The organism is Cryobacterium psychrophilum (genome assembly GCF_004365915.1).
In the GTDB taxonomy this organism is placed as follows: Bacteria; Actinomycetota; Actinomycetes; order Actinomycetales; family Microbacteriaceae; genus Cryobacterium; species Cryobacterium psychrophilum.
The window spans coordinates 198,816-216,541 of record NZ_SODI01000001.1 but is presented as its reverse complement, the minus strand read 5'-3'; the positions used below and the strand labels follow the sequence as shown (position 1 = coordinate 216,541).

Annotated in this window: 15 protein-coding genes; 10 read left to right on the top strand and 5 right to left on the bottom strand. The window is 64.0% G+C overall.

The genetic code is table 11. The features are described from left to right. The first annotated feature begins 30 nt into the window (after positions 1–30). From uvrA to EDD25_RS01000, 10 genes are all read left to right on the top strand, one after another. Positions 31–2,898 carry an excinuclease ABC subunit UvrA gene (uvrA, locus tag EDD25_RS01045; protein ID WP_134171636.1) on the top strand — a complete coding sequence of 956 codons (2,868 nt, stop codon included), beginning with the start codon at positions 31–33 and terminating at the stop codon, positions 2,896–2,898. Between the two features lie 51 nt (positions 2,899–2,949). Next, positions 2,950–4,842 (top strand): excinuclease ABC subunit UvrC, encoded by a 1,893-nt coding sequence (gene uvrC, locus EDD25_RS01040; RefSeq protein WP_134171635.1) that lies wholly within the window; start codon positions 2,950–2,952, stop codon positions 4,840–4,842. Between the two features lie 61 nt (positions 4,843–4,903). After that, positions 4,904–5,779: an RNase adapter RapZ gene (rapZ, locus tag EDD25_RS01035; RefSeq protein ID WP_134171634.1), complete on the top strand. Its 876-nt coding sequence runs from the start codon at positions 4,904–4,906 to the stop codon at positions 5,777–5,779. An 80-nt stretch (positions 5,780–5,859) separates the two neighbouring features. Continuing rightward, on the top strand, positions 5,860–6,840 hold the full coding sequence (gene whiA / locus EDD25_RS01030) for a DNA-binding protein WhiA (protein ID WP_134175012.1): 981 nt from the start codon (positions 5,860–5,862) through the stop codon (positions 6,838–6,840). A gap of 104 nt (positions 6,841–6,944) precedes the next feature. Beyond that, entirely contained in the window at positions 6,945–7,571 is a 627-nt protein-coding gene (locus EDD25_RS01025) for a superoxide dismutase (RefSeq protein WP_134171633.1), read from the top strand. 120 nt (positions 7,572–7,691) lie between these two features. Further along, positions 7,692–8,699, top strand: a complete 1,008-nt coding sequence (gene gap / locus EDD25_RS01020; protein ID WP_134171632.1) for a type I glyceraldehyde-3-phosphate dehydrogenase — start codon at positions 7,692–7,694, stop codon at positions 8,697–8,699. 11 nt (positions 8,700–8,710) lie between these two features. Then, a complete protein-coding gene (locus EDD25_RS01015) occupies positions 8,711–9,922 on the top strand; it encodes a phosphoglycerate kinase (RefSeq protein ID WP_134171631.1) in 1,212 nt (403 codons plus the stop codon). Next, a complete protein-coding gene (gene tpiA, locus EDD25_RS01010; RefSeq protein ID WP_134171630.1) occupies positions 9,916–10,716 on the top strand; it encodes a triose-phosphate isomerase in 801 nt (266 codons plus the stop codon). The genes EDD25_RS01015 and tpiA overlap by 7 nt, the downstream gene beginning before the upstream one ends. Positions 10,717–10,827: 111 nt before the next feature. Further along, a complete protein-coding gene (secG, locus tag EDD25_RS01005) occupies positions 10,828–11,079 on the top strand; it encodes a preprotein translocase subunit SecG (RefSeq protein ID WP_035835950.1) in 252 nt (83 codons plus the stop codon). Positions 11,080–11,169: 90 nt separating this feature from the next. Continuing rightward, positions 11,170–11,538 carry an RNA polymerase-binding protein RbpA gene (locus tag EDD25_RS01000; protein WP_134171629.1) on the top strand — a complete coding sequence of 123 codons (369 nt, stop codon included), beginning with the start codon at positions 11,170–11,172 and terminating at the stop codon, positions 11,536–11,538. Between the two features lie 68 nt (positions 11,539–11,606). Here EDD25_RS01000 and pgl read toward each other — a convergent pair whose 3' ends face one another. Genes pgl through tal form a run of 5 tightly spaced genes read right to left on the bottom strand, consistent with a single transcriptional unit; the run spans position 11,607 to position 17,666 of the window. Then, positions 11,607–12,377 carry a 6-phosphogluconolactonase gene (gene pgl, locus EDD25_RS00995; RefSeq protein WP_134171628.1) on the bottom strand — a complete coding sequence of 257 codons (771 nt, stop codon included), beginning with the start codon at positions 12,375–12,377 and terminating at the stop codon, positions 11,607–11,609. Continuing rightward, positions 12,374–13,342, bottom strand: a complete 969-nt coding sequence (locus EDD25_RS00990; protein ID WP_134171627.1) for a glucose-6-phosphate dehydrogenase assembly protein OpcA — start codon at positions 13,340–13,342, stop codon at positions 12,374–12,376. The genes pgl and EDD25_RS00990 overlap by 4 nt, the downstream gene beginning before the upstream one ends. After that, positions 13,339–14,880, bottom strand: a complete 1,542-nt coding sequence (zwf, locus tag EDD25_RS00985; protein ID WP_134171626.1) for a glucose-6-phosphate dehydrogenase — start codon at positions 14,878–14,880, stop codon at positions 13,339–13,341. The genes EDD25_RS00990 and zwf overlap by 4 nt, the downstream gene beginning before the upstream one ends. A 51-nt stretch (positions 14,881–14,931) precedes the next feature. Next, positions 14,932–16,539: a glucose-6-phosphate isomerase gene (locus EDD25_RS00980; RefSeq protein WP_134171625.1), complete on the bottom strand. Its 1,608-nt coding sequence runs from the start codon at positions 16,537–16,539 to the stop codon at positions 14,932–14,934. Then, positions 16,536–17,666, bottom strand: coding sequence for a transaldolase (gene tal / locus EDD25_RS00975; protein WP_134171624.1), 1,131 nt, complete (start codon positions 17,664–17,666; stop codon positions 16,536–16,538). Before tal ends, EDD25_RS00980 begins: the two co-directional genes overlap by 4 nt. Positions 17,667–17,726: the final 60 nt, after the last annotated feature.

The following is a 17,726-nucleotide window of genomic DNA, read 5'->3' as shown; positions in this document are numbered from 1 at the left end:
GGTGTCGGTGGCGTTGCATAGAATCGATAAGTGTCGATTACCAAGGTAGAAACAGGTCCGAAACTCAGTGTGCGTGGCGCCCGCGTGCACAACCTCCATAACGTAGATCTGGAGATTCCGCGCGATTCGCTCGTGGTCTTCACCGGGCTCTCTGGCTCGGGAAAATCGTCGCTCGCCTTCGACACGATTTTCGCCGAGGGCCAGCGCCGCTACGTCGAGTCACTCTCCGCTTATGCCCGACAGTTTCTCGGGCAGGTGGATCGGCCCGATGTGGATTTCATCGAGGGCCTGAGCCCTGCGGTCTCGATCGACCAGAAATCGACCAACCGCAACCCACGGTCCACGGTCGGTACCATCACCGAAATTTACGACTACATGCGCCTGCTCTGGGCCCGAATCGGGGTACCGCACTGTGCTATCTGCGGTGAAGTCATCCAGTCCCAGACCGTGCAGCAGATCGCTGACCAGCTCATGGAACTCAAGGACGGCATCCGGTATCAGGTGGTCAGCCCGGTCGTCTCCCAGAAAAAGGGCGAGTTCGTCGACCTGTTTCAGGAACTCGCCGGTGGTGGCTATTCCCGAGCTATCGTCGATGGCACTCAGATTCAGCTGAGCGAACCGCCAACGCTTAAGAAACAGCAGAAGCACGATATCTCCGTCGTCGTCGACCGCCTCGTCGCCGGACCCGAGCTGCTCAGCCGCCTCACCGACTCGCTCGAAACGGCTCTCAAACTCACCGACGGCCTCGTGCAGATCAATTTCCTCGACGAAGAAGGCGACAAGGCCTGGCAGAACTACTCCGAGAAGCTGTCCTGCCCGAACAACCACCCCGTGCAGCTGACCGAAATCGAACCGCGCACCTTCTCCTTCAACGCACCGTTCGGTGCCTGCCCGGAATGTTCCGGCCTCGGCACCCGCATGTCCGTGGACGAAGACCTGCTCCTCGGTGACCCCGACCTGAGCATCGCCGAGGGCGTCGTGCTGCCGTGGACTACCCAGGGCAAAGGCCTGTTCCAGTACTACGAAAAGCTGCTCGATGGCCTCGCTCGCGACCTGGACTTCTCGCTCGATACCCCGTGGGGCGACCTGACCAGTGACGTGCAGAACGCCGTGATGCGCGGTGACAACTTCGAGGTGCGGGTCAAGTGGAAGAACCGCTACGGCCGCGAGATGAGCTACACCTCCGGCTTCGAGGGGGTCGTGCCCTACATCGAACGGCAGTACCTGCAGGCCGAGAGCGACACCCAGCGGCAGCGCTGGTCTGAATACCTGCGCGAGGTCGACTGCCACGTCTGCAATGGCACCAGGCTCAAGCCGGAGGTCCTCGCGGTCACCGTCTACGGCTCCAGCATCGCCGATGTGTGTGCACTGAGCCTGAGCGATGCCCGCGCATTCATGGACGAGCTCACGCTCACCGACCGGGAAGCAACCATCGCCGCGCAGGTTCTGCGCGAGATTCGTGCCCGCCTCGACTTCCTGATTCGGGTCGGCCTCACCTACCTCAACCTCGCCCGCGCCGCGGCAACCCTGTCGGGCGGTGAGGCGCAGCGCATCCGTTTGGCCACGCAGATCGGCTCCGGGCTCACGGGGGTGCTCTATGTACTGGACGAGCCCAGCATCGGCCTGCACCAGCGCGACAACCGTCGCCTCATCGAGACCCTGATCTCTTTGCGGGACCTGGGCAACACGCTCATCGTCGTGGAGCACGACGAGGACACCATCAAGACCGCGGATTGGATCGTGGACATCGGGCCGGGTGCCGGTGTCAACGGCGGGAACGTCGTCCACTCGGGCTCATACGAGAACCTGCTGACGAATGAGAAGTCCCTCACGGGGGACTACCTCGCCGGTCGCAAGTCGATCGAAACCCCCACGACTCGCCGTCCGGTCGACCCCGAACGGGTGATCACCGTCACGGGCGCTTCAGCCAATAACCTGCAGAAGGTTTCCGCGACATTCCCCCTGGGCACCTTCACGGCGGTCACGGGCGTCAGCGGGTCCGGCAAATCGTCGCTCGTCAACGATATTCTCTACCGCGTGCTCGCCAACCGTCTCAATGGTGCCCGCAAGCTGCCGGGCAAACACATCCGCGTCACCGGGCTCGACCACCTCGACAAGGTCATTCACGTTGACCAGGCGCCGATCGGACGCACCCCGAGGTCGAACCCAGCCACGTACACGGGCGTGTTCGACAAGATTCGCACCCTCTTCTCCGAGACGATCGAAGCGAAGGCGCGCGGCTACCTGCCCGGGCGCTTCAGCTTCAATGTGAAGGGCGGGCGCTGCGAGGCCTGCTCAGGCGACGGCACGATCAAGATCGAGATGAACTTCCTGCCCGACGTGTACGTGGCCTGTGAGGTGTGCGGGGGAGAGCGCTACAACCGCGACACCCTCATGGTTCATTACAAGGGCAAAAACATCGCCGAAGTGCTCGACATGCCCATCGGCGAGGCTGCCGACTTCTTCGAGCCCATCTCGTCCATCCACCGCTTTCTCAAGACCCTCGTTGAGGTTGGCCTTGGCTACGTTCGCCTCGGCCAGAGCGCCACGACACTCTCCGGCGGCGAAGCGCAGCGGGTCAAGCTCGCCACCGAGTTGCAGCGGCGTTCCAACGGTCGCAGCGTGTACGTGCTCGATGAGCCGACGACAGGACTGCACTTCGAAGACGTGCGCAAGTTGCTGCTCGTGCTCAACAGCCTCGTCGACAAGGGCAACACCGTCATCGTGATCGAACACAATCTCGACGTGATCAAGTCGTCCGACTGGGTCATCGACCTCGGCCCTGAGGGCGGTTCCGGCGGCGGCAGGATTCTCGCAACCGGCACACCAGAGCAGCTCGCGCGAGTGAAGAAGAGCCACACCGGAAGGTTCCTCAAGGAAGTCCTTGCAGCGGACTAGCGCGTGCCGGTCAGCGAACCGGTTCCGCGCCCACCCCCAACGGATCACACCATGTCTGATGCATTGAGCTACCGCCCGAAGCCGGGCGAGATTCCCACGACCCCCGGCGTCTATCGCTTTCGCGATGACACGGGCCGTGTGCTCTACGTGGGCAAGGCCAAGAACCTGCGCGCGCGACTCGCAAATTACTTCGCCCCGCTCACGAGCCTGCACGAACGCACCCGGCGCATGGTCACCGCCGCGTCCTCCGTCGAGTGGACGGTCGTGGGCACGGAGGTCGAAGCCCTGCAACTCGAGTGGACGTGGATCAACGAATTCGATCCTCCTTTCAACGTGCAGTTCAAGGACGACAAGTCGTACCCGTACCTCGCCGTGACGCTCGCCGACGAAGCACCGCGGGCGCTCGTGACCCGCACCGAGGGCATCAAGGGCGCCAGGTACTTCGGACCGTACCCGAAGGTGTGGGCCGTCTACGAGACCATCGAGCTCATGCTGAAGGCCTTTCCGATCCGCACGTGTAACAACGCCAACTACAAGCGCGCCATGCAGAGCGGGAAGCCATGCTTCGCGAGCCAGATCGGCCGGTGCTTTGGGCCGTGTTCACAAAAGGTCTCCATCGAGGAGCATCGGGCACGGGTGGAGCAGTTCGTGAGCTTCATGGGCAGCCAGGACCGCAAGCTGATCAACAGGCTAACCGTCGAAATGAAAGAGGCGGCAGGCGAACAGAAGTACGAGCTCGCCGGCAAGCGACGCGACCAGGTGATGGCGCTCACGGCCATCCTCGAGAAGAGCGCCGTCGTGCTTCGCGACACCGTCGATATCGACCTGTTCGCGATTGAGCAGGACGAGCTCGCCGCCGCGGTGCAGCTCTTTCACGTGCGTGGAGGGCGCATTCGCGGCGTGCGGGGATGGATGGTGGACAAGGAGCTGGACGTGTCCACCGGCGAGCTCATCGACTCCATCATGCAGACCGCCTACACGGGAAGCGCCGTTCCGCCACGGGAGATCATCGTCCCGGAACTGCCCGATAATGCCGAGGCCCTCGAGCTCTGGTTGGCCGAAACAGCTGACCGGAAGGTTCGACTCGTCGCCGCGCAACGCGGCGAGAAGGCGGCCCTCCTGGCTACGGCCACGCAGAACGCCAAACAGGCACTGCTGCTCTATAAGACCCGGCGAAGCTCCGACTTCGTGGCACGATCCAAAGCGCTCGAAGACATTCAGGAGGCCCTCGGAATGCCGGCGGCGCCGCTGCGGATGGAATGCTACGACGTGTCGCACCTGAGCGGCACAAACATCGTGGCATCGATGGTGGTGTTCGAAGACGGACTTCCGCGCAAGGACGACTACCGTCGGTTCAGTATCCCCGAATCGACCGACGACACCGACTCGATCTACCGAACCCTCATGCGGCGCCTGGCCTATCTTGCTCCGGCCGGCGAAACGTCGATACCGAGGGAAACGACGTCGGGCGAGGCGCCAGCCGAGGAGATCGAACAGAAACGCAAGAAGTTCCGATACTCGCCCAATCTGCTCATCGTCGACGGCGGCCAGCCCCAGGTGGCGGCGGCGGCCAGGGCACTCGCCGACTCCGGGGTGACCGGCATCCAGCTGTGCGGGATCGCGAAACGGCTCGAAGAGATTTGGCTTCCCGACTCCGATTACCCCGTGATCCTCCCGCGCAACAGCGACGCTCTTTTTGTCATCCAACGCATTCGTGACGAGGCGCACCGCTTCGCCATCACGCATCAGAGGGCCAGACGCAAACGCGATATTTCCAGCATCCTGGGCGAGATCCCCGGCCTCGGCCCGGCGCGAGTGAAGGTGCTCCTGCAGCATTTCGGCTCCGTCGCCCGACTGAAAGCCGCGACGGAGGAGTCCATTTCCGAGGTTCGCGGCATTGGTCCCCAGCTGGCCGGCACGATTCATCGGCACCTGCGGGCCTGAAAGCGTGCGGGGGTCGGTAGGCTTGATGTCTTATCAACTCCGACAGAAGGCGCATTTCAGAATGACAACGGAGCCCGACAAGCAAGAATTGCTGATCGTCACGGGAATGTCCGGGGCGGGCCGTTCGACGGTCGCGAACGCGCTCGAAGACCTCGGCTGGTATGTCGTCGACAACCTGCCGCCGCAAATGCTGCGGCCCCTTGTGGACCTCGTCGAACGTGCCGGCACGACACTGCCCAAAATAGCCGCCGTGGTCGATATCCGCGGCCGGGATCTGTTCGGGGACTTCCGGGAGACCGTGCAGTCGCTTCAGCATGGCATCCAGGTTCGGGTTATCTTTCTTGAGGCGCGGGACGACGTTCTGGTGCGCCGATTCGAATCCGTGCGGCGTCCGCATCCGCTGCAGGGCGAGGGGACGCTCCTTGACGGCATCGCGGCTGAGCGGGCCCGGCTCTTCAGCGTGCGGGAGTCGAGCGACATCGTCATTGACACCTCCGACCTCAACGTGCATCGCCTCGCAACCACAACGACCGAGCTTTTCGCCGCCGAGGGAACAGCGGGCGTTCAGGTGACGATCATGAGTTTCGGGTTCAAGTACGGGTTGCCAACGGATGTCGACATGGTCGCCGATGCGCGCTTCCTCCCAAACCCGTTCTGGATCCCCGAGCTGCGCGGCCACACCGGGGAGGATACAGAGGTGCGCGACTTCGTGCTTGCCCAGGAGGGCGCGACCGATTTCATTGACGGTTATGCCGCGGCGCTGACACCCGTACTCGCCGGTTACCAGCGAGAAAACAAACGGCATGCGACGATTGGTATTGGCTGCACGGGCGGAAAACACCGTTCCGTCGCCATGGCCAGGGAGCTCTCCTCCCGACTTGAAAAACTTCCCGGCGTTGTGGTGAACATCAAGCACCGCGACCTCGGACGCGAATAACCCAGGCGCGAGCGCCTCGCAAGCCGCTGATAGAGCGGTTCATCCCAATCGCACGTCCGAATAACAGAATGGAAATACGATTGGCACTCACCGCCGACGTTAAAGACGAACTCTCCCGCGTTGAGGTCTCCAAAACCACAGTGCGCGCGGCAGAGTTGGCAACAATCCTCCGGTTCTCCGGAGGACTTCACCTCATCAGCAGCCGCATCGCCATCGAGTCGGAACTCGACACCGCCATTCTGGCGCGGCGCGTGCGCAAAGACCTTGCCGAGCTCTACGGCGTGCGAAGCGACGTGCAGGTCATCGCCGCCTCCGGCCTGCGCCGCACCAACCACTACCTGGTTCGCGTGATCGAGGGTGGCGAGACCCTTGCCCGCCAGACGGGCCTTCTCGACGCCCGCCGGCGTCCCATCCGCGGCCTGCCGAACCGGCTCACCACCGGCTCCCGGGAAGAGATCGCTGCCGTGTGGCGCGGCGCGTTCCTCGCACACGGCACCCTGACCGATCCTGGCCGGTCCGCCGCGCTTGAAGTGGTCTGCCCCGGCAACGAGTCCGCGATGGCTCTCGTCGGCGCCGCCGGCCGCCTGGGAATCGCGGCCAAGGCCCGCGAGGTCCGCGGCGTGCACCGGGTGATCATCCGGGACGGCGACGCGATCGGGGCCATGCTCGTGCATATGGGGGCCGAGAGCACGGTCCTCAACTGGGAAGAACTTCGCCAGCGTCGCGAAGTACGAGCCACGGCCAACCGACTCGTCAACTTTGACGACGCCAACCTTCGTCGTTCTGCCGAGGCCGCGGTAGCGGCTTGCGCACGCGTTCAGCGCGCCATGGACATCCTCGGTGCGGAGATCCCGGAGCACCTGCGCTACGCCGGTGAACTACGCCTCAGCTTCCGCGACTCCAGCCTCGACGAACTCGGCCACCACGCTGATCCGCCCATGACGAAGGATGCGGTCGCGGGCCGGATCCGACGACTATTGGCCATGGCCGACAAGAAGGCCGTCGACCTCGGGATTCCCGGTACGGACGTTCCCTTCCCGACGCACCCGGATGACGCCTGACGACGTATTTAGTGCCCCTTCAAACGACCTGACTAGACTGAAAAAGTCGCTTACAACGTCGCGGGACGGAACCGCCCCCCGACACCACTCAGAGGAGATAAGCAATGGCTGAATATACCCTTCCCCAGCTCGACTATGACTACTCGGCCCTCGAGCCCAGCATCAGCGCCACCATCATGGAGCTACACCACAGCAAGCACCACCAGGCCTACGTGACGGGTGCGAACACCGCACTCGCCCAGATGGCAGAAGCCCGCGACTCGGGCAGCCTCGCAAACATTAACAAATTGCAGAAGGACCTCGCCTTCAACCTCGGTGGGCACGTCAACCACTCCATCTTCTGGACCAACCTGTCTCCCAACGGGGGAGACAAGCCCGTTGGCGAGCTGGCGGCGGCCATCGACGATTTCTTTGGCTCGTTCGAGAAGTTCCAGGCTCACTTCACCGCTGCCGCGCTCGGCGTACAGGGATCCGGCTGGGCCGTTCTGGCCTGGGACTCCATCGGCCAGCAGCTGATCGTCCAGCAGTTCTTCGACCAGCAGTCCAACTTCGCTGCCGGCATCGTTCCGGTGCTCATGCTGGACGTTTGGGAGCACGCGTACTACCTCGACTACCGCAATGTGCGCGCCGACTATGTCAAGGCGTTCTGGAACATCGCGAACTGGGCAAACGTCCAGGAGCGCTTCACGGTCGCCCGCGAGAAGACGAACGGCCTGCTGCTACTCTCGTAGCGTTCCGGCCGCCTTGTGAGGCGGCGTCCCCGCAGCGGGGACGCCGCCGTTTCTCGGTAATCTTTCCCCGTATTTCCCCACCCCGGCGCACAGCGCCCTCAGCATTCTCAGGAGTTTTTCGTGACCGTAAAGATCGGTATCAACGGATTCGGCCGAATCGGCCGTAACTATTTCCGCGCAGCGCTGGCGAAGGGCAGCGACATCGAAATCGTCGCTGTGAATGACCTTTCCGACCCCGCTTCGCTCGCGCACCTCCTCAAGTACGACTCCGTCGGCGGCCGCCTGAACGCCACTGTTGAGGTGGATGGCGACCTCATCATCGTCGACGGCAAGCCCATCAAGGTCCTCGCCGAGCGCGACCCGGCCAACCTGCCATGGGGTGAGCTGGGCGTTGACATCGTGATCGAGTCCACCGGCCGTTTCACCAAGGCCGTCGACGCGCAGAAGCACATCGAAGCCGGAGCCAAGAAGGTTCTCGTTTCCGCTCCCGCAACCGGTGATGACGTTGCGACGCTCGTTCTCGGTGTCAACGAGAACACGTACGATCCCGCCATGCACAACATCATCTCGAACGCTTCGTGCACCACGAACTGCCTTGCGCCCCTCTCCAAGGTGCTGCTGGACAACTTCGGCATCGAGCGTGGACTTATGACCACCGTGCACGCGTACACGGCAGACCAGAACCTTCAGGACGGCCCGCACAGCGACCTTCGTCGTGCCCGCGCCGCCGCTGCGAACATCATCCCCACGTCGACCGGAGCCGCCAAGGCCCTCGGCCTCGTCATCCCTGAGCTCGTCGGCAAGCTCGACGGTTACGCGTTGCGCGTTCCGGTCCCGACCGGTTCGATTACCGACCTCACGGTCACCGTCTCTCGTCCCGTGACCGTCGCCGAGGTGAACGCCGCGTACAAGGCCGCAGCAGAGGGACCCCTCAAGGGAATCCTGAGCTACACCGAAGACCCGATCGTGTCCAGCGACATCGTTGGCGACCCGCACTCCTCGATCTTCGACGCCGGACTCACCAAGGTCATCGGCGACCAGGTCAAGGTTGCCTCCTGGTACGACAACGAGTGGGGCTACTCGAACCGCCTGGTTGACCTCACCGAGTTCGTCGCCGAGCGTCTCTAACGGGCCGCGCAGTGACACTTCGCACGATCGATTCCCTGGGCGCACTCCAGGGCAAGCGGGTTATCGTCCGCTTCGATCTGAATGTGCCGTTGAAAGACGGACAGATCACCGACGACGGCCGCGTGCGGGCGTCGCTGCCTACCCTCAACGCGCTTCTCGCGCAGGGCGCCCGCGTGGTGATCGTCTCTCACCTCGGGCGCCCCGACGGGACGTTTGACGCCACGTACAGCCTGGCCCCGGTGGCCGAGCGGCTGAGCGAGCTTGTGGGGCGCCCCGTTGCGTTTGCGACCGACACCGTCGGAACCTCAGCAACGGATGCGGTGGCTCGCCTGTCCGACGGCGACATCGTGGTGTTGGAAAACCTGCGGTTCAACCCGGGGGAGACCAGCAAGGTCGACGCGGAGCGCGCATCCTTCGCTGCCGAACTCGCCGCCCTTGGCGATGCTCTCGTCTCCGACGGTTTCGGCGTCGTACACCGCAAGCAGGCCAGCGTCTATGATCTGGCCTCCATCCTCCCGAGCGCGGCCGGTCTCTTGATCGCCACCGAGCTCGAGGTGCTGGATCGCCTCACGGAGAAACCGGAAGCGCCCTACACGGTCGTTCTCGGTGGATCGAAGGTCTCCGACAAGCTCGGCGTCATCGGACATCTGCTCCCGCGCGTCAACTCCCTGCTCATCGGTGGAGGAATGCTCTTCACCTTCCTCGCCGCCCAGGGACACCCGGTCGGCGCCAGCCTGCTCGAGACCGATCAGCTGGAGACGGTGCGGGGGTACCTCGCCGAGGCCGAGCGCCTCGGCGTCAAGATTGTGCTGCCGACCGACATCGTCGTGGCCTCCAAGTTCGGTGCCGACGCTGAGCATGTGGTCACGGCCGCCGACGCCATCGAGCAGACGCCGTTCGGTGCCGCCGGGCTCGGTCTCGACATCGGCCCGAAAACGGCCGAGGCGTTCGCTGCGATCATCAGCGAATCGCAGACGGTCTTCTGGAACGGCCCGATGGGCGTGTTCGAGATCCCCGCATTCGCCGAGGGCACCCGCACGGTTGCCGCGGCGCTCACCGAGGTGTCCGGCCTCAGCGTAGTCGGCGGCGGAGATTCAGCCGCTGCCGTGCGCATTCTCGGATTCGCAGACGACCAATTCGGTCACATTTCAACCGGTGGCGGCGCCAGCCTCGAGTTCCTCGAGGGCAAGCGCCTGCCAGGACTGGAGGTCCTCGGATGGTAGTAAACGGCATAACTCGACGCACACCCCTCATCGCCGGCAACTGGAAGATGAACCTGGATCACCTCCAGGCCATCGCCTTCGTGCAGAAACTGGCATGGAACCTCAAGGACGCCGGACACGACTTCACGGCCGTTGAAGCTGCGGTCTTCCCGCCCTTCACCGACCTCCGGTCGGTCCAGACGCTGATCTCCGCCGACAAGCTCGAGCTTGGCTTCGGAGCTCAGGACATCTCGGCCCACGATTCCGGCGCGTACACCGGAGAGATCTCCGGGGCGTTCCTGTCCCAGCTCGAATGCCAGTACGTGATCATCGGTCACTCCGAGCGTCGCACCCTGCACAACGAAACCGATGCTGAGGTTTCCGCGAAGATCCAGGCGGCGCTGCGCAACAACCTCGTGCCGATCATCTGCGTCGGGGAAACCGCCGCGGACCTTGAAGAGCACGGTCCGAGCGCGGTTCCTGTTGCGCAGTTGCGCGCCGCACTTGCCAGCGTCAGCAACGCGGCCGACATCGTCGTGGCCTATGAGCCGGTTTGGGCCATCGGCTCCGGCAAAGCGGCCACCCCCGAGCAGGCAGAGCAGGTTGCTGCGCAGCTGCGCTCCGTGCTGCAGGAGAGCCTCGGCCAGGATGTCGCCGACAAGACCCGCATCCTCTACGGCGGTTCCGTGAAGAGCGGCAACATCGCGGCATACATGCGCGAGCCCAATGTCGACGGGGCCCTCGTCGGGGGCGCGAGCCTCGACATTGCCGAGTTCTCCAGCATCGTACGGTTCCAGAAGCACGTCGGGCAGTAGTCCTTCGGTGGGTGCCCGCGTGGGCACCCACCGGACGGCGTCCCATCGCGCTATAATTGGCAAGGTCTTGGTGGGGATTACTGCGCCCACCGCATTTGTGAAAGGTTTCGTGTGGAGATTCTCCAGGTTGTGTTGCAGGTCCTCGTAGGAATTACGAGTCTTCTGCTCACCATGCTCATTCTGTTGCACAAGGGTCGGGGCGGGGGGCTGTCCGACATGTTCGGCGGTGGCGTCACCTCAAACCTGGGCGCGTCGGGTGTGGCCGAACGTAACCTCAACCGCATAACGGTCATACTAGGCCTACTGTGGATTACGTGCATCGTGGTGCTCGGGTTGATCACCAAGTTTGATACGGGCGCCTAGCACCTCAGGCATCGTAGTAGTACCAGTAATAAAAGTCGGCGCAGGCGGTGCGTGCGCCACGCTGAGTTGCTTTTCAATGGGAGGAAAAAAATGGCATCTGGTGGTAGTGCAATTCGGGGCTCACGTGTAGGAGCTGGCCCCATGGGTGAGCAGGACCGTGGTTTCCACGCTGACCGGATCAAGGTGTCCTATTGGGACGCCCTCGGAAACGAGACCGTTCGTTACTTCGCGGCAACCCTTCCTGACGAGGAGATCCCCGCCACCATCGATTGCCCGTCTTCGGGACTCCCGGCAGGACGCGACAAGGCGAATCCTCCTTCCGTCGTCAAACTGGAGCCCTACAAGACGCACCTCGCGTACGTCAAGGAGCGTCGCAGCGAAGAAGAGGCTGAGTCTCTTCTCGAAGAGGCACTCAACCAGCTGCGTGTTCGCCGGGGAAAACTGAGCCCCACGAACTAGTCGCAAGCCACAAAAAAGGCTCAACCACCGCGGTGGTTGAGCCTTTCTTTGTGATCTATGGCTTGCGCCTAGTACGACGGGGCGATGAGATTCTCCGGCACCTCGGCGGCAGCCTCATTATCCACAAAGAAGACCGTGCGCTTGCGGCCCTTGATTCCGGCGGCCGGCACCTCGTCCCGGCTCGCACCGGCCAGGGTCAACCCGAGCGCGGACGCCTTGTCCGACCCGGCCAACACCATCCATACCCGTTCCGAAGAATTCAGCACCGGGCGGGTGAGAGACAGGCGATCCGCGGGGGGTTTCGGCGAATTACGCACCGGAATAACACTCGCCACGTTCTCCCGAATTCCGCTTCCGTGCGGAAATAGCGAGGCCACGTGTCCGTCGGGACCAACGCCGAGGAACGTGATGTCGAATCGTGGCAGCGAGCCCCCATACGGTGCCAAATCCGCCAGTTCGGACGCGTATTGCGCGGCAGCCTCCTCGAGGCTGAGATCGTCGTCGGACGCCGGGAACGGATGAATGTTCGACTCCGGGACCGCGATGTGGTCGAGAAGGGCCTCTCGAGCCTGACGCTCGTTCCGGTCGGCATCGGCACGGGGGACCCAACGCTCATCGCCCCACCAGAAACTGACGCGGGGCCAATCGATCGTGTCCCTGGCCGCCGATTCGTTGATCGCTTCCAGAACGGCGATGCCCACGGACCCGCCGGTGAGGACGACGTTGGCCTCGGGTTCTTCGTGCAGAACATCGACCATCTTGGTGATGAATCGGGCGGCCACCGAGCCGGCGAGGGCCTGCTTGTTCTGGTGGACCAAAACTCGTCGTTCATTCGTCACGCTGATGCTCCGGTCTGTGAGTTCACCACGTTCTCCAAGAGCGGGAGGCCGCGCGTGATGACCTCACCATACAGGTCATCGGGATCAAGTCGCCGGAGCTCGTCGGCGAGGCAGTCGCGCAGACTGCGTCGACGCAGGGCCAGATCCTGCACGGGCTGACCCGGTTGGATCAGGGTCGCAACGCCGGTCTGCTCGCGTTCGAGTGAAATCACACCCCCGGCGCGCGTGAGGTTCACTCCGTGCATGCCGTTCGTGTGCGTGCCACGTGTCAGCTCACAGTTCACCGGCACCTCGAGCTGCAGGTGCAGCCACGCCGCCAGAAGCGTCGTCGAGGGGGAATCCGCCGCGCCGGTGACCTGGATGGCGATGACCGGCTCGTAGGGAGGCTGATCGAGGACCGCAGCGAGCTGGGTACGCCAGAGTGTCAGGCGGGTCCACGCGAAGTCCGTGTCGCCCGGCCGGTAGCTTGAGCGCAGGTGCTGGAGCGCGCCCTGCGGGTCAGGCTGCGCCGAGGCATCCGTAATCCGTCGGTACGCAATGCGTCCCAGGGGAGAATCTGCGGGCACGGCGGGGGCGGCACCGGGCCACCAGGCGACCACGGGCGCATCCGGCAGGAGAAGGCCCGTCACGAGGCTCTCCGGATCGCTCGCGGCGTCCCCATAGACGCGCAAGAGGATGACCTCACTCGCGCCGGCGTCACCGCCAACGCGAATCTCCGCGTCAACGCGGGGAGTGCCCGAGGAGTTCACCGCATCAACGTGCTCGGTCGACACCACGATGACCCGCATGGGGTGCTCGCGGGAGGCGTCGTTGGCCGCCGCGATCGCCTCCTCCTCCTGACCAAGCGTGGAGGAGATGATGAGGGTGAGAACGCGGCCGAGGGCGACGGCGCCGCTCTCCTCGCGAATTCGCACGAGAGCCTTGGAGATCTTGGCGGTCGTGGTGTCAGGCAGATCGACGATCATGGGCGTCTCCAGGTACGGCCATCTCGGGCCATCAATTCATCAGCGGATGACGGGCCCCACGTGCCCGGTCGGTACTGCTCCGGCTGGCCCTTCGTGGCCCAGTATTCCTCGATCGGGTCGAGGATTTTCCAGGAAAGCTCGACTTCCTCATGGCGCGGGAACAGCGGCGGGTCTCCGAGCAGCACATCGAGAATGAGACGCTCGTAGGCTTCGGGGCTTGCTTCGGTGAAGGCGTGGCCGTAGCCGAAGTCCATGGTCACGTCGCGCACCTGCATGCCGGCGCCCGGAACCTTGGAGCCGAAACGGATGGTCACACCCTCGTCCGGCTGCACGCGAATGACGAGTGCATTGCTGCCGAGTTCGGCTGTCTGGCTCTCTGCGAACAGGTACTGGGGCGCACGCTTGAAAACCACGGCGATTTCGGTCACGCGTCGGCCCAGGCGCTTGCCGGCGCGCAGGTAGAAGGGGACCCCCGACCAGCGACGGTTGTCGATGGTGAGGCGCAGGGCCGCGTAGGTCTCGGTGAGAGACTCGGGATTCATCCCGTCCTCGTCAAGGAACCCGACAACTTTCTCGCCCCCCTGCCAGCCACCGGTGTACTGCCCCCGTGCGGTGCCAAGACCCAGGTCTTCCGGAAGGTGCACGGAGGCCAGCACCTTTTCTTTCTCCGCGCGGAGGTCCGCCGCGGCGAAGGAAATCGGCTCCTCCATCGCCGTCAGGGCGAGGAGCTGCAGAAGGTGGTTCTGAATGACGTCGCGAGCGGCGCCGATGCCGTCGTAGTAACCGGCCCGACCGCCCACGCCGATGTCCTCGGCCATGGTGATCTGGACGTGCTCCACATGGTTGGCATTCCAGAGAGGTTCGAACATCTGGTTCGCGAAACGGAACGCCAGAATGTTCTGAACCGTTTCTTTGCCGAGATAATGATCGATCCGAAAGACGGAGTCGGGAGGGAACACGGATTCGACGACGTCGTTGAGTTCACGCGCGGTTTTGAGGTCGCTTCCAAACGGCTTCTCAATGACAACGCGTCGCCACTGGCCGTCCTTCTGCTCCGCGAGCCCCGAACGCCGCAACTGCTCGGTGACGAGCGGAAAGGCCTTCGGGGGAATCGCGAGGTAGAAGGCGTGATTGCCCATGGTTCCCCGGTCCCGGTCGAGCTGGGCGATGGTCTCCTTGAGCACCTCAAAGGCAGCGTCATCGTCGAAGGTGCCCGGAACAAAACGGATGCCCTCGGCGAGCTGCGCCCACACGTCCTCGTGGAATTCCGTGCGCGCATACTGCTTCACCGAATCGTGCACGACCTGCATGAAGTCCTGGTGGTCCCATTCGCGGCGTGCGAATCCGACGAGCGCGAAGCCCGGCGGAAGCAGGCCACGATTGGCCAGGTCGTAAACGGCGGGCATGAGTTTCTTCCGCGACAGGTCTCCGGTCACGCCGAAGATCACGAGGCTGGACGGCCCGGCAATGCGATTCAGACGGTAATCGGAGGGTGAACGCAACGGATTGAACTCCGGGGTAATTTCCACCGGGGACATGCAGCTCCTAAGGGATGAAAGCGGGAAGCGGATGAACGCTGGAGTGCCAGGCTAGCCCAGCGCCTCGAAGAGCGTATCGAGATTTTCTTCGGGTGAGGTGAGCGTGAGGGTGAGCACGGGACGACCGTGTTCGGCCAAAACGCTCGCATCCCCGCTGGCCTGAGCCTGGATGAGTTCCCCAAAGGTAAACGGACGATCCGGAATGGAAAGATCCTCCGGGGGCGTTGCGAGAATCTGCAGGAACACGCCCGTTGCGGTGCCGCCCTTGTGGAACTGGCCGGTCGAGTGCAGGAACCGAGGTCCCCATCCGAACGTGACCGGACGTCTGGACAGCGTCGCGAGCTTCGAGCGAATCCCTGCGAGCTGGGGGAGTGCCAGCCGGTTGACGTACGCCTGCACGGCGACGTAGCCGTCAGGGCCAAGCTCTTCGAGCAGGGCATCGATCGCCGACGCGAGGTCGCTCGCAGCACCAATGACATGGGGGGTGCCGCGCACCTCAATGCCGTCCGCGATGAAAGCGGCCGGCTCAGGTTCCGGGCGGGAGTCGAGCAAACCGCGGGTGGCGATCTTGGCCGATTCGACGTCGGGCTGGTCGAAGGGGTTGATCCCCAAGAGGCGTCCGGCCACCACGGTCGCGTATTCCCACACGAGGAACTGAGCGCCGAGGGTCCCGCTGACCCGAATTTCGTCGCGTCCGTCCTGATCCGCAAAGATGTCCACACCCGCGTCCGCCACGACCCGAACGACCTGCACGTCCGGGAGGTTCGCCGCCAGTTCGGGTGCGTCGAGGTCGAGAACGACGGGCAGAATGCCGGTACCGAGCTTGCCGGTCGATTCGGCGATGAGCTGCTCGACCCAGTCAGCGAAGCCGACAATGTGTGTTCCGTCGGCGACGATGGCGAGCTTGTCGCGGCGCGGCTGGGCCGAGGCAATGGCCGCACCGAGAACGAGTCCGGGGTTGTCGAGCGAGTCCACGGCGAGCGAGAGCAATACCGATTCGGCTTCATCGAGGATTTCCCCGATGTCGACCCCGGCAAGTCCGGAAGGCACGAGGCCGAACGCGGTCAGGGCGGAGTACCGGCCGCCGACGTTGGGGTCGGCGTTGAAGACGCGGTAGCCAGCGGCCCGGGCGGATTCCTCGAGCGGCGAACCGGGATCGGTCACGACGATGATGCGCTCTGCCGGATCGATGCCCGCGGCACGGAACGCGCGCTCAAAGACGCGACGCTGGCTATCTGTCTCGACCGTTGAACCGGACTTGGACGATACGACGAGCGCGGTCGACTCAAGGTGATCCGACAGCGCCGCGAGGACCTGGCCGGGGTCCGTGGCGTCGAGGACGGTGAGGTTGACGCCCGAGGTGTTGGTGATGACCTCGGGAGCGAGCGACGAACCGCCCATGCCGGCGAGGGCGATCCGGGTCACTCCGGCCGCGTGCAGGGACTCCCTCAGCGCCGTGATCTCAGCCACGAGGGGCCGGGAAATGGCTACCGACTCGGTCCATCCGAGACGCTTGGCCGCTTCCGCCTCGGCGTCCGAACCCCAGAGGGAGGGGTCGAGGGTCGTGATGCTCGACGCCACAAGGTCGTCAACCAGGGTTGGAACCACGCGGCGAACCGCGTCGGCGGCGGAGCCGCTGACACCGATGCGGAAGCTCAACGGACGACCGAGGTCTCTGCCGCGGACAGGGCGGCGGCGACCGTCTCAAGCAGCTCGTCCCACGACACGACGAACTTCGATACGCCTTCTTCTTCGAGGACGCGCGTGACGTCGTCGTAAGAGATGCCCTGGGCGGCGAGGGCGTCGAGCACGGCGTTGGCAGCGGCATAGGACCCCGTGATGGAGTCGGCCGGCACCACCGCGTGGTCGGCCGCAGCCTGCATGGTCTTTTCCGGCATCGTGTTGACGACGGCAGGGGCAACCAGTTCGGTCACGTACAGGGTGTCAGGAAGACTCGGGTCCTTGACTCCAGTTGACGCCCACAGCGGACGCTGCCTGTTGGCGCCGGCCTTGAGGAGTCCGCGGGCGCGCTCGGAGGCGAATGCCTGCTCGAAAACTTCATACGCGAGCTGGGCGTTGGCGACGCCGGCCTTGCTCTTCAGGGCGATCGCGGCATCCGTTCCGAGGGCAACCAGACGCTTGTCGATCTCGGTGTCGACGCGCGAGACGAAGAAGGACGCGACGGAGTGGATGGTGGAGAGATCGATCCCCGCGGCCTTGGCCTGCTCGAGCCCGGTCAGGTAGGCGTTGATGACCTGGCGGTGACGCTCGAGGCTGAAGATCAGCGTCACGTTGACGCTGATGCCGGCTGCGATCGTGGCCGTGATGGCTTCGAGGCCTTCGATCGTCGCGGGAATCTTGATCATCGCGTTCGGGCGGTTGACCTTGGCCCACAGCTGACGAGCCTGGGCGACCGTGCCGGCGGTGTCCCTGGCGAGACCCGGCTCAACTTCAATGGAGACTCGTCCATCGACGCCGTTCGTTCGGTCATACACCGGGCGGAAGATGTCGCTCGCTGCGGTGACGTCATCCGTCGTGATCTCAAAGACGGCATCGGTCACGCTGGTGCCGGCAGCAGCCAGCGCCGCAACCTGCTCCGTGTAGGCCTCGCCCTTGGCGAGTGCACCGGCGAAGATCGTGGGGTTGGTCGTCACCCCGACGACATTGCTGTTGTCGATGAGCTGCTGCAGCCCACCGGAGACGATCCGGTCCCGGGACAGGTCGTCGAGCCAAATGCTGACTCCGGCGGCCGAGAGGTCGGCGAGGGGGGTGGTGGTTTCAGTCATAGTCGTAAATCTCCTCTGTAGGCGTTTCTGCTGTGCGATATCGGTGCTGTTTTCACTGCT